This window comes from Ruegeria sp. BF10, assembly GCF_056538725.1.
On sequence record NZ_JBQFTR010000001.1, the window covers coordinates 236,315 to 248,086 of the forward strand.

Below are 11,772 nucleotides of genomic sequence, written 5' to 3' on the forward strand. Positions count from 1 at the left end.
CCTCTCGTGCGGGGGTCAGTCCGGGCGTATCAGTGACCCGGCCCCGTGTTCGGTGAACAGCTCCAGCAGCACGGCATTCGGTGCACGCCCGTCAAGTATGACGACGGCCCGCACGCCGCTGTGCAGGGCGTCCAGCGCGGTTTCCGTCTTGGGTATCATACCGCCTGCAATGGTGCCTTCGCGGGTCATTTCCCTTATCTGACCGGCCTTGAGTTCGGTCACGACATCACCCGCCGCGTTCTTGACACCGGAAACATCCGTCAGCAGCAACAGACGGTCTGCCTTGAGCGCAGATGCGATTGCCCCGGCTGCCGTGTCACCATTGACGTTGAATGTCTCACCGTCGCGGCCTGCACCAAGCGGCGCAATGACCGGGATTACGTCATGGGAAAACAGATCGTGCAGGATCTTCGGATTCATCTCGGCCGGAGTGCCGACAAAGCCCAGCGACGCATCTGTCTGATCGCAGACCATCAGGCTTGCGTCCTTGCCAGACAAGCCCACGGCCGAGCCCCCCTGATCATTGATCGCCTGTACGATGCGTTTGTTCACGAGGCCGGACAGAACCATTTCGACCACTTCAACCGTGGCCTTGTCGGTCACTCGCTTGCCGTTCACGAAATCGGATTGAATGTTCAGCTTGCCCAGCATTGCATTGATCATCGGGCCACCGCCGTGGACGACCACCGGGTTCACACCCACCTGGCGCATCAGAACCACGTCCCGGGCAAAGCTTTCCATCGCCTCGTCGCTGCCCATGGCGTGCCCGCCAAGTTTGATGACGACAATGGCTCCATCATAGCGCTGCAAATAAGGCAGGGCGCTGTTGAGTGTGGCTGCGGTGGCGATCCAGTCCCGGTTCATATCTCGTGTCTTCATAGCTAAAGTCCTTCTGGAAAACCGTGTTAGGACCTTTGCCCCACGCTGCCAAGGGCGAAGCTATTCCAGATGCGCAATGATGGACCGCAGGGTCGCGATGCCATCACCCTTTTCGGAAGACGTGAGCACAATCTCCGGAAAAGCTGCGGGATGTTTGGACAACGCAGCCCGGGTTTGTTCCAACACCTTCTCGCGTTCGTTGGCTTTGACCTTGTCTGCCTTGGTCAGTACGCATTGAAACGTCACGGCGCTGGTGTCCAGCAACTTCATGATTTCGTCATCGACCGGTTTTACCCCGTGGCGCGAGTCTATCAGGACAAAGGCACGGCGCAGTGTCTGGCGCCCGCTGAGATATTGTTTCAGCAGCTTCTGCCACTTCTCGACCACTTTCACCGGGGCGTTTGCATAGCCATAGCCCGGCAGGTCCACGAGATAGAGTTCCGGGCCTTGGGTGAAAAAGTTGATCTCTTGCGTGCGGCCGGGTGTGTTGGATGCGCGGGCCAGACCCTTCGTGCCGGTCAAGGCATTGATCAGGCTGGACTTGCCCACGTTCGAACGCCCCGCAAAACAGACTTCCAACCGGTCCGGGGCAGGCAAGCCGTTCATGGCGACAACGCCTTTGACGAACTCGGACGGGCCTGCAAATAGTTTGCGGCCTCGCTCCAGGGCGAATTCATCCGGGTCTTCGGCCAGGGGGAAGGGAAGCGTGGTCATAGCACCTGCACCTCATCGTTGACGCGGATTTCGCCGCCCTGAAGGACCTCGGCGTAAACGCCGAAATCTTGATGATCCCAGCTGTTCAGGGCGCGCAGCGTGTCTGCGTCCCTCTCACCGGTTTCGGGATTGGCAGTGGTGGCCATACACCGCGTGATCCGTTCGCGTACGCGAAGCACGGCCTCGCCTATGCGCACGTCACGGCCCAGCCAGTCAAACTCATCCCACAACGGCAGACCTTCGAACCAGATATTGCCGCGCCACCGAACAATGGACAGAGTCTGGCCCAGCTTCTGTTCGACTGCGCGATGCGATGCCATGTTGCACAGGCTGATCGACGGAAAATCGCTGTCGGTCATGCCGCGCCCGGGAACCCGAATAATCCGGGCTGATGCAGCGCGATCCGCAGGCATAAGTGGCTTTACCCAGTCCAGAAAGACTTCCTGTTCCGTATCAGGTTCAAAAGTCAATTCCGGTCGCTGCGGGTGGCGCAGTGTAACCCTTTCGCCCTGCAATTCGGCCGAAATGGCCATCAACTGAGGCGCTTTTGAACCGCGGCTGAAATTGAAACAGGGGGCCCATTCAGAACCATCGGTTTTGGCGGCCTCATGAGCGACCGCCCAAACGCGATCCCCGGGCATGGTCTGCCCGGGGATGAGTGTGACTTGGCTCAGGGCTTCACGCCCGTGGCTTTTGATCGGGTGGCGCCAAAGGCCTGAAACCGTTCCGCTCATTTGTTGTCCGTATTCGGCGTCCGCTTGAAACCGGACTTGATGTTTCCGAACACGTCCGGCTTGTAGCCCTGGCTGCGCATGATCAGATATTGCTGTGTGAACGTGATCGTGTTGTTCGCGATCCAGTATACGACCAGGCCACTGGCGAAACCACCCAGCATGAACATGAAGACCCAAGGCATCCAGGCAAAGATCATTGCCTGCGTCGGATCGGTTGGTGCCGGGTTCAGTTTCTGCTGCAACCACATCGAAATACCCAGCAGCAGCGGCAGAATGCCGATGAAGATCAACGCCATCAGGCTGTCAGGCTGCGGGCCGGCCCAAGGCAGCAAGCCAAAGAGATTCATGATCGAAGTCGGATCCGGCGCGCTCAGGTCCTGGAACGGGCCGAACCAAGGGGCCTGACGCAGTTCGATCGTCACGAAAATAACCTTGTACAGCGAGAAGAAGATTGGAATCTGCAACAGAATTGGCAAGCAGCCTGCGGCAGGGTTCACCTTTTCCTTTTTGTACAGCTCCATCATGCCCTGCTGCATCTTCTGACGGTCGTCGCCGGCGGCTTCTTTCAGGGCTTCCATCTGCGGCTGCAATTCCTTCATCTTCGCCATCGAGACGTAGGATTTGAAGGCAAGCGGGAACAGGATGGCCTTGATGATCAGCGTCAGTCCGATGATCGACCAGCCCATGTTTCCGATCAGGGCATTGATGTTGTGCAGCAGCCAGAAGATCGGCTTGGTCAGGAAGTAGAACCACCCCCAGTCGATGCTGTCGATGAACTTCTGAACACCTTCCGCCTGATACTCTCGGATGGTTTCCCATTCCTTGGCGCCGGCGAAAAGCCTGGTTGTGACCTCTTCCGTGGCGCCGGGCGCGACTGTAAGGGTCGGCAGAACCGTTTCCGTCTGGTAAATCTTGCGACGTGAATCGTATTTGGCAGCGGCCTTGAACGCTGAACCCTCGGCCGGGATCAGGGTGGTCATCCAGTAGTGATCCGTGAACCCGATCCAGCCGCCTTCTTTGACCTGAAAGACCTCGGCCTGCGCGCGTTCATTGGGGTCGATATCGAAATCGCGCACATCACCATAGTCGATCTCATCCAGAACGCCGTCAGCCATGACCATGACGCCTTCGTGCAGAATGAAGAAATTCTTCAGGCCGGGCAGGTCACCGTCTTCGCCCATGCCGTGGCGTGCCAGAATGCCGTAGGGGGCCATGCCGACCTCGGCGTCCGTGGTGTTCTCGACCGACTGGGTGACCGAGAACATGTAGTTTTCATCCACGGCAATGGTGCGGCGGAAGGTGAGGCCGTTTCCATTGTCCCAGGCCAGCGTGATCGGAGTATCAACACCCAGAGTTTCGCCCTGCTCAAGCGTCCAAAGAGTGTTCGGGCCGGGAACGTCCGTGACCGACAGGCCCGCGCCGGGGGCCCAGCCGTAAAGGGCATAATATGCAGAGTCACTTCCAACCGGGGACAGAAGTTCGACGATCGGAGAATCCTCGTCCAGTGAAACCTTGTAATCCTTCAGCGACAGCTCATCAATTCGGCCACCGGCAAGCGACAGGCTACCCGTCAGGCGGGGCGTGTCGATGCTGACGCGGGGCGCCTCGGTTTCGGCTTCGGTGGCGGTTGCAGTTGCTTCGCCGACCGTACCGGTGTCGGCGGCGCTGGGCGTCTGAACCTCATTCCCTTCGATGCTGGCGATTTCAGCCTGTTCCGTGGTTGGCGTCGGTTCCGGTGGAGGGAACAGCACGAACCAGACCAGGATCACGAGAAAGCTGAGCGCGGTTGCGAGGATGAGATTCTTGTTCTGATCGTCCATCTGGGACAGCCACCTTGAGCAGTGAAAGACACCCGCAGGGTTCAACAGAGTGCAGGCCCAAAGGTCAAGCGGAATCGCTCGTCATTTCGTCACGGATTGGTCTTCTGTGGTGCAGTTTCCGGTTCTTCAGCCGGTTTGCCGCCCGATTTTGGGCATTCCGTCGATCTTGTTGCGATGAGACGTGATCCAGCCCTCGGTTTTTTCGAAAGGCATGGGCTTGCCAATGCCAAACCCCTGAACATGGTCACATCCCAATTGCGCCATCAAGGCGTGTTCCCCGGGCGTCTCGACCCCTTCAGCAAGCGTTTCCAGATTCAGCCGTTCTGCCATGGTCAGAATTGCGCTGGCCAACTGCTGCTGGCTTGGGTCCTGGTCCGCCTTTGTCACGAAAGAGCGGTCGATTTTGATCCGGGACACGTTGAACCGCTTGATTGACGCGATCGAGGCATGCCCGGTGCCGAAATCGTCCAGATCGATACAGCACCCCATTGCGGCCAAGCCCGTGACATTGCGGGTGATTACGTCATCCGGCCCTCTGGAAAACACGGTCTCCAATACTTCGACCGCCAATCTGTCCGGCGTCAGGTCGAATTGATCCAATTCCCATTTCAGGCGGTCGATCAGCCCCGGGTCGCGCAATTCGTCCGACGAGAAGTTGATGCCGATGCGCGGTACAGTCAGACCGGCGCGATCCCATTCGCGCATTGCGCAAAAGGCGTGATGCCGCATCGCCTGTCCCAGTTTGCCCATCAACTCTGCCTGTTCGGCAAAGGGTAGAAAGACATTGGGGCCCAGCACTCCTTTTTTCGGGTGTTCCCAGCGGGCCAGAGCCTCGAACCCGGACACGCGGCCGGTATCCGTCGAGATCTGCGGTTGAAACCATGGTCGAATCTCACCGCTTTCCAACGCCGCATCAAATTCCTTGCGCAGATTGGTTCTGACCTGAGCCCGGCGACGCGTTTCGGACGAAAAGGCACGAATCGTCGATGGCCCGTTTTGCTGTGCTTCTTGCAGCGCGTTGTTTGCAGCATTGTACCAGTCTGTCGCGGTGCCGTCGGGGACATTGCTGCTGAGGCAGAAACCGATGGAGCAGGACATGTAAACTCCGGTTCCGTTCAGCATTATGGGGTCTTCGACTGCGGATTGCATTCGTCCCGACATCTGAATGCAGGTTTCCAGATCAAGCTGTTGCGCCGGGTGCAGAACAACCATCATCTTGTTTCCATCGATTCGGGTTGCGGAATCATTGGCGCGGATCATGGATATGACACGAGAGCAGAATTGCTGTGCCACATGGTTCGCTGCTGCTTGGCCATGCAGATCGAGCATTTGCAGATAGTCGTCCAGGATCACAGCGAAACAGGCTGATGTTTCACCCCTGCGACGGCTATCCGAGAGCACCTCTGCCAGAACGGTTTCGAACCGGTCATTCGGCAGCAGACCGCCCTGTTGCCGTTTCCTGTTTGCCGGGTTGGGGGTCATTGCCTCTATGCCGGCAATCATCAGGGGCAAACCCAGGGCCACTGCGATCAACGCGGGTTCACCGCCAAGCCAGAACGCCCCCAGGCTTGTTGCCGGAACAAAGGCAAGAACGGCTGGTCCGTATGCCACGTTTCTCAAAGCTTCAATAATACGGTCGACGAAAGGATGGTTCCGCATCGGGTCCTGACCTTGGGCATGAATTGTATGCCGAGCCTAGGAAACCAGTCTGAGTCAGTCGTTAACGCAGCAGAGGTATTTCTTCCAAATTTTCCGTTTTTTCGCCAGAGTTTACGGAAAGGTTAATAAAATCAAAGAGTTTCGCATCCAGAAGGTGCGACGGGCGCGCATTTGTTAACGCGCGGAACATAACCTGACGCCGACCTGGGCTGTTCTTTTCCCACTGATCGAGAATCTGTTTGACCTGCTGCCGTTGCAGCCCGTCCTGACTGCCGCACAAATCGCAGGGGATGATCGGATACTGCATTGCCTTGGCGAATTTCTCGCAATCAGCTTCGGCGACGTGGGCAAGTGGGCGGAAGACAAAAAGATCGCCCTCTTCATTCACCAGTTTTGGTGGCATGGTGGCCAGACGGCCTCCGTGGAAGAGGTTCATGAAAAATGTCTCGAGAATATCGTCGCGGTGATGACCCAGCACGACGGCGGAACAGCCTTCTTCCCTGGCAATGCGATACAGGTTGCCGCGGCGCAGCCGCGAACACAGGGCGCAATAGGTTCGGCCCTGCGGAACCTTGTCCATCACTACAGAATAAGTGTCCTGATACTCGATCCTGTGTGGCACACCCATGCGGTCCAGAAACTCTGGCAGGACCGTGGCCGGAAATCCGGGTTGCCCCTGATCCAGATTGCAAGCCAGAAGATCGACAGGCAGCAATCCGCGCCATTTGAGTTCGTAGAGGACGGCCAGCAGCGTATAACTGTCCTTGCCGCCCGAAAGGCAGACAAGCCAGCGTGGCGGTTTGCCGTCCTTGTCGTGGGCGGACGGGTCCACCATCCCGTATTGCTCGATCGCTTCGCGGGTCTGGCGCACGATGCGTTTGCGCAGTTTCTTGAACTCGGTGGTCGAGGGCGCGCCGGCAAAGAGCGGGTGGATATCATCTGCATCATCAAACATGCGCAGCCCCTACAGCAGATGGCGCAACCGGGCAAGTGGCGGGTCAGCCAAGCCGCGCCAGCAGGGCGTCGGTATCCAACCCGGCCACCGAACCGGGAATGCGGCCGCCATCGCCGGAAAGACGTGTGGCAACAAAGCCGTCAGCCACAGCGCCCGGCGCGTGACGCAGCAGTTGCGAGGCCGTCAGCAGCAGTGCCGTGCGTTCGGCGTACCAGCGCGCTTCGGCCTCGGGCGGCAGACCGGGCCAGCGGCTGCGATGCGCGGTCAGAGCTGTGTCATACCTTCTGTCCGTGCCTCTCACCGTATCCAACTCGGCCTCCAGAACCTCGGCAGCCAGCGGCTCACGGGCCAGAGTGCGCAGGATATCGAGGCAGATCACGTTGCCTGACCCCTCCCAGATGCTGTTCAGGGGCGCTTCACGATAGATCAGGGGCAGGGGCGTGTCTTCGACATACCCCATGCCGCCCAGTATTTCCATCGCTTCGACGACGACGACCGGGCAGTGCTTGTTGTTCAGGAACTTGGCCAATGCGACGCTGATCCGGGCAAAGGCCTTGTCTTCGGGCGTTTGACCGTCAAATGCCTGCGCGACACGCATTCCCAGGGTCACTGCGCCTTCCCAGTCCAGAACAAGGTCGGACAGGACCGCTCGCATCAGCGGTTGATCGATCAATCGGCGCTGAAATGCGTTGCGATGGGTCACCCAATGATGTGCTTCGCTGAGCGCGGCACGCATCAGCCCGGCCGGCGCCATGGCGGTATCGAGCCGCGTGTGATGCACCATTTCCAGTATGGTGCGCACGCCCGCGCCTTCTTTGCCCAACTGATAGGCCAGCGCGTCATGATACTCGATTTCCGAGGATGCGTTGGATTTGTTGCCCAGCTTGTCTTTCAGGCGCATCAGGTGGATCGCATTGCGCTCGCCCTCCAGCCAGCGGGGCACCAGAAAGCAGGTCAACCCACCGGGCGCCTGCGCCAGCGTCAGGAACCCATCCGACATTGGCGCGGAACAGAACCACTTGTGCCCACGCAGGCGCCAGTGATCCCCGTCGCGTGCGGCAACGGTCGTGTTGGCACGTATGTCCGAGCCGCCCTGTTTCTCGGTCATGGCCATCCCCAGCGTCGCGCTGGTCTTTTGACCGATCGGTTCCTCCGAAGGATCATAGTGCCGGGCCATGAGTTTTGGCTGCCAGAGTGAGGCAATGTGGTCATTGGCGGCCAGTGCAGGGATTGCTGCATAGGTCATGGTCATCGGACAGCAATGCCCGGGCTCGACCTGCCCGGCCAAGTAAACCATCGCCGCATGGGTCGCATGTCCGCCGGGCTGTCCATCCCAGGCCAGTGCGGCATAGCCGGCCGATTGGCTGATCTGCATCATCTGATGATAGGCCGGGTGAAAGCGCACCTCGTCCAGACGTCTGCCACCCGGGTCGAACAGACGCAACTCTGGCGGATGCCGGTTGGCGTCCCGTCCCAGCTCCCGGGTTTCTTCGGTTCCTAGCCTCTTGCCATATGCCGCCAGTTCCAAAGCGCGCGCGCCCGCTGTTCTTGCTGCGTCTTGCAGGACCGGATCGGACAGCCAGAGATCGGTGTCGCCGCGCACGGGCGGTTGGTTCAGGACATCGTGGGTCGGCAGGGTGTCACGCGCTGGGGATTTCATCATGACCTCGGGTTGGACTGGTCCAACTGTTCAGGCGCTGCGTATACCGGTCAAGTCTGACGGGGGGTCAGGACGAAGGGTCGTTATGCTTGTCATCGGGCACCGGATCATATCCGTCGCCGCCCCAGGGGTGGCAGCGGCAAATCCGGTGAGCAGCCAGGTAAGAGCCTTTGACTGCCCCGTGTTTTTCCAGCGCCTCAAGCGCATAGGCGGAACACGTGGGTTGGTAGCGACAGTTGAAACCGACCCATGGGCTGAAGATCAGCCGATACGCCCGAACAGGCAGGGCGACGATATGGGACAGGAAGGTCATTTTTCGGCCGCATGCACCTTGCGGAGCGCATAGCGCAGGTCGTCCAACAGTGCGTCATAGGGGCGGTTGGCGGTGACTTCGGCACGGCCGATCAACACGTAATCCCACCCGTCGCGGCCGGCTTCGGGCAACACGGCCCGTGCGGCTTCGCGCAGACGGCGCTTTGCGCGGTTGCGGGCCACGGCATTGCCCACTTTCTTCGAGCAGGTGAACCCCACGCGAATCCCGTCGGCCTCGCCGGGGGCACGCTTGCGGGCCTGTACCATCATCGAGGACGTGCCTTGTCGGCGGGCACGCGCGGCTTTCAGAAAGTCGGACCGTTTCCTGAGAACGGTCAGGGGTGCAGGCGCACAAACGGACGCCGCCGGGGGCGTATTCCCGGGGTGGTTCCTACCAACCTCAGGGGCCTCCGGCGGCGTCATGTTCATAACCTGATCGGTGAGCGGTTTACGCGCTCAGCGATTTGCGGCCGCGTGCGCGACGTGCATTCAGGATCTTGCGGCCGGCCTTTGTGGCCATGCGCGCGCGGAAACCGTGGCGGCGTTTGCGAACCAGGTTCGAAGGCTGATAGGTGCGTTTCATCGCTCCGTCTCCAATCTATGCGGTCGGGTGCGGCGCGGATTCGCCTGCCCGTGGTGTTCGAAGCCCGTCCTCTACTGCCAAGCGGTGAGTAAGTCAAACCCCAACAGCCAGGTTTTCGCGGCTTTTGCAACAATTCTGTAACCGGCAACGGCAAAAGGTTTCAAAATGCCCGTTTATCACCGAAATCCCTCACATTCGGTGCCACAAAGATCAAGGCCCCGTGATCCCCCTGTTGCTGGCCCGCCAAGCAGCGCATCTTGGGCACAAGATGAAGCAGAATGAACCGGAAAACCTGATGTCCGACACAAGCCATGCGCCGCGCAACGGTTTCGCGCGCCACATTCCGTTGCTTGTAATCCTGAGCGTTGCCGTTGTCGGCTTTTTCACACTTGGGGATTACCTGACTTTCGAGACCTTGCGGGACAATCGCGAGGCGCTTCTGGCGTGGCGGGACGGTCACTATTGGATCATGGCTGCCGCTTTTGTGGCCATTTACATCGCCATAGTGGCCTTTTCCCTGCCGGGTGCTGCGGTGGCTTCGATGACGGGCGGCTTTCTTTTCGGTCTTTTTGCGGGAACCGTTTTCAATGTCGTGTCGGCCACCATCGGCGCGTCGGCGATCTTTCTGGCGGCGCGCTGGGGCTTGGGCGAAGCCCTGACGTCGCGGCTGGAATCTTCAGAGGGGACGGTCAAGAGGCTGAAAGACGGTCTGCGGGAAAACGAAATCTCGGTGTTGTTTCTGCTGCGTCTGGTGCCGGTCGTGCCGTTCTTTGTTGCCAATCTCGTGCCGGCTTTGGTCGGTGTAAAGTTCCGTAATTTCCTTTTGACGACCGCGCTGGGCATCATCCCCGGAGGTATCGTGTACACGTGGATCGGAGTCGGTTTGGGCGGTGTGTTCGACCGCGGGGAAACGCCTGATGTTTCATTGCTGTGGGAACCGTTCGTGATCGGGCCGATTATCGGGTTGTGTGTATTGGCCGCCTTGCCCATCGTTTTCAAAGCACTGCGCGCGAAAAGGGGCACCTGAGCCATGAAAGAGCTGAAAACCGATCTCCTGGTCATTGGTGCCGGGTCCGGAGGATTGTCTGTCGCCGCAGGTGCCAGCCAGATGGGTGCGGATGTAGTCCTGCTGGAAGGGCACAAGATGGGCGGTGATTGCCTGAATTTCGGCTGCGTCCCGTCGAAGGCCCTGATTGCCAGCGGCAAGGTGGCCTATGGTCAGGCGCATTCCGCACTTTTTGGCGTCGCGAATACCAGCCCGCAGGTCGACTATGCCGCCGTAAAAGATCATGTTCATGATGTGATCGCTCAGATCGAACCGATGGACAGCCAGGAGCGGTTCGAAGGCTTTGGCGTGAAGGTCATTCGCGAATACGGCGCGTTCATATCCCCAGAAAAGGTGCAGGCCGGGGATCATGTCATCTCTGCGCGTCGCATCGTCATTGCGACCGGTTCGTCGCCGCTGGTGCCGCCGATTCCGGGGTTGGACACGGTGCCCTATTATACGAACGAAACCATCTTTGACTTGAAAGAGCGGCCAAATCACCTGCTGATCATCGGGGGCGGCCCGATCGGGATGGAGATGGCGCAGGCCCATATACGCCTCGGCAGCAAGGTGACGGTTGTCGAAGGGCTCAAAGCCTTGGGCAAAGACGACCCCGAGGCAGCGTCCGTGGTGCTGGATACCCTGCGCAGTGAAGGTGTGGATATCCAGGAAAACGCCTTGGTCGCGCAGGTTCGCGGAACAGAAGGTGCTGTGGAAGTCGTTGCCGAAAACGGTGATATTCATCGTGGCTCCCACCTTTTGATCGCTGCCGGACGCAAAGCCAATATTGAGCGTCTGAACTTGGACGTGGCCGGAATTGAGCGCACGAGAACCGGCCTCAGGACGGATGACGCGCTGCGCACGACCAATCGCCGCGTCTATGCGATCGGAGATGTGGCAGGTGGCCTGCAATTCACCCATGTTGCCGGGTATCATGCGGGCGTCATCATACGGTCGGCCCTGTTCGGTCTGCCGTCGAGGGCGAAAACGGCACATATCCCTTGGGCCACCTATACGGACCCGGAGCTGGCCCAGGTCGGACTGACCGAAGTTCAGGCGCGCAAAGCGCATGGAGAAAATCTCGAAATCGCCCGCTTTGACTATCACCACAATGACCGGGCGATTGCCGAGCGCAAAACCGAAGGTTTCGTCAAGGTCATGGTCGTGAAAGGCCGACCCGTCGGCGCCACAATCGTCGGGCATCAGGCAGGCGAGTTGATCAACTTGTGGTCGTTGGCTTTGGCCAATAACCTGAAGATGGGGCAGATCGCCGCCATGGTTTCACCCTATCCGACGATCGGAGAGCTTAACAAACGTGTGGCGGGTGCCTATTTCTCGCCAAGGCTGTTTGAGAATCAGACAGTTAAACGAGTTGTCAGGTTCGTCCAGCGCTGGATTCCCTGACCTGAGG

General features: G+C 59.3%; 12 protein-coding genes. 2 read left to right on the forward strand and 10 right to left on the reverse strand.

Translation table 11 applies throughout. The features are described from left to right. Positions 1-15: 15 nt before the first annotated feature. From argB to rpmH, 10 genes are all read right to left on the reverse strand, one after another. Positions 16-879, reverse strand: coding sequence for an acetylglutamate kinase (gene argB, locus ACR0DJ_RS01265; protein WP_425078887.1), 864 nt, complete (start codon positions 877-879; stop codon positions 16-18). 60 nt (positions 880-939) lie between these two features. Further along, positions 940-1,593, reverse strand: coding sequence for a ribosome biogenesis GTP-binding protein YihA/YsxC (gene yihA, locus ACR0DJ_RS01270; RefSeq protein ID WP_170346454.1), 654 nt, complete (start codon positions 1,591-1,593; stop codon positions 940-942). Next, the gene (locus ACR0DJ_RS01275) at positions 1,590-2,327 is read right to left on the reverse strand and encodes an MOSC domain-containing protein (RefSeq protein ID WP_480683613.1); all 738 of its coding nucleotides are present in this window, start codon (positions 2,325-2,327) and stop codon (positions 1,590-1,592) included. Before ACR0DJ_RS01275 ends, yihA begins: the two co-directional genes overlap by 4 nt. Continuing rightward, complete coding sequence (gene yidC / locus ACR0DJ_RS01280; protein ID WP_480683614.1) at positions 2,324-4,147, reverse strand: membrane protein insertase YidC; 1,824 nt, start codon at positions 4,145-4,147, stop codon at positions 2,324-2,326. Before yidC ends, ACR0DJ_RS01275 begins: the two co-directional genes overlap by 4 nt. 126 nt (positions 4,148-4,273) lie before the next feature. Beyond that, a complete protein-coding gene (locus ACR0DJ_RS01285) occupies positions 4,274-5,806 on the reverse strand; it encodes a putative bifunctional diguanylate cyclase/phosphodiesterase (RefSeq protein WP_425078884.1) in 1,533 nt (510 codons plus the stop codon). A 61-nt stretch (positions 5,807-5,867) separates the two neighbouring features. After that, the gene (ttcA, locus tag ACR0DJ_RS01290; RefSeq protein WP_480683615.1) at positions 5,868-6,761 is read right to left on the reverse strand and encodes a tRNA 2-thiocytidine(32) synthetase TtcA; all 894 of its coding nucleotides are present in this window, start codon (positions 6,759-6,761) and stop codon (positions 5,868-5,870) included. 43 nt (positions 6,762-6,804) lie between these two features. Continuing rightward, the gene (locus tag ACR0DJ_RS01295) at positions 6,805-8,424 is read right to left on the reverse strand and encodes an acyl-CoA dehydrogenase family protein (protein ID WP_480683616.1); all 1,620 of its coding nucleotides are present in this window, start codon (positions 8,422-8,424) and stop codon (positions 6,805-6,807) included. 64 nt (positions 8,425-8,488) lie between these two features. After that, positions 8,489-8,734 (reverse strand): membrane protein insertion efficiency factor YidD, encoded by a 246-nt coding sequence (yidD, locus tag ACR0DJ_RS01300; protein WP_152456928.1) that lies wholly within the window; start codon positions 8,732-8,734, stop codon positions 8,489-8,491. Beyond that, positions 8,731-9,156 carry a ribonuclease P protein component gene (gene rnpA / locus ACR0DJ_RS01305; protein WP_480683617.1) on the reverse strand — a complete coding sequence of 142 codons (426 nt, stop codon included), beginning with the start codon at positions 9,154-9,156 and terminating at the stop codon, positions 8,731-8,733. The genes yidD and rnpA overlap by 4 nt, the downstream gene beginning before the upstream one ends. Before the next feature lie 25 nt (positions 9,157-9,181). Next, positions 9,182-9,316 (reverse strand): 50S ribosomal protein L34, encoded by a 135-nt coding sequence (gene rpmH / locus ACR0DJ_RS01310; protein ID WP_005980833.1) that lies wholly within the window; start codon positions 9,314-9,316, stop codon positions 9,182-9,184. Positions 9,317-9,584: 268 nt separating this feature from the next. Between rpmH and ACR0DJ_RS01315 the strand changes: the two genes are divergently transcribed. Both ACR0DJ_RS01315 and ACR0DJ_RS01320 read left to right on the forward strand, forming a co-directional pair. Further along, complete coding sequence (locus ACR0DJ_RS01315; protein ID WP_438826506.1) at positions 9,585-10,343, forward strand: TVP38/TMEM64 family protein; 759 nt, start codon at positions 9,585-9,587, stop codon at positions 10,341-10,343. A gap of 3 nt (positions 10,344-10,346) precedes the next feature. Next, positions 10,347-11,765: a dihydrolipoyl dehydrogenase family protein gene (locus tag ACR0DJ_RS01320; protein ID WP_480683618.1), complete on the forward strand. Its 1,419-nt coding sequence runs from the start codon at positions 10,347-10,349 to the stop codon at positions 11,763-11,765. Positions 11,766-11,772 lie beyond the last annotated feature (7 nt).

What these genes read in the sequence shown, in the direction of transcription:
- ACR0DJ_RS01295 (WP_480683616.1), bottom strand. Translation starts at nt 8,424, where the DNA reads ATGATGAAATCCCCAGCGCGTGACACCCTGCCGACCCACGATGTCCTG.
- ACR0DJ_RS01315 (WP_438826506.1), top strand. Translation starts at nt 9,585, where the DNA reads ATGAAGCAGAATGAACCGGAAAACCTGATGTCCGACACAAGCCATGCG.
- ACR0DJ_RS01275 (WP_480683613.1), bottom strand. Translation starts at nt 2,327, where the DNA reads ATGAGCGGAACGGTTTCAGGCCTTTGGCGCCACCCGATCAAAAGCCAC.
- rnpA (WP_480683617.1), bottom strand. Translation starts at nt 9,156, where the DNA reads ATGACGCCGCCGGAGGCCCCTGAGGTTGGTAGGAACCACCCCGGGAAT.
- yihA (WP_170346454.1), bottom strand. Translation starts at nt 1,593, where the DNA reads ATGACCACGCTTCCCTTCCCCCTGGCCGAAGACCCGGATGAATTCGCC.
- rpmH (WP_005980833.1), bottom strand. Translation starts at nt 9,316, where the DNA reads ATGAAACGCACCTATCAGCCTTCGAACCTGGTTCGCAAACGCCGCCAC.
- ttcA (WP_480683615.1), bottom strand. Translation starts at nt 6,761, where the DNA reads ATGTTTGATGATGCAGATGATATCCACCCGCTCTTTGCCGGCGCGCCC.
- argB (WP_425078887.1), bottom strand. Translation starts at nt 879, where the DNA reads ATGAAGACACGAGATATGAACCGGGACTGGATCGCCACCGCAGCCACA.
- ACR0DJ_RS01285 (WP_425078884.1), bottom strand. Translation starts at nt 5,806, where the DNA reads ATGCGGAACCATCCTTTCGTCGACCGTATTATTGAAGCTTTGAGAAAC.
- yidD (WP_152456928.1), bottom strand. Translation starts at nt 8,734, where the DNA reads ATGACCTTCCTGTCCCATATCGTCGCCCTGCCTGTTCGGGCGTATCGG.
- yidC (WP_480683614.1), bottom strand. Translation starts at nt 4,147, where the DNA reads ATGGACGATCAGAACAAGAATCTCATCCTCGCAACCGCGCTCAGCTTT.
- ACR0DJ_RS01320 (WP_480683618.1), top strand. Translation starts at nt 10,347, where the DNA reads ATGAAAGAGCTGAAAACCGATCTCCTGGTCATTGGTGCCGGGTCCGGA.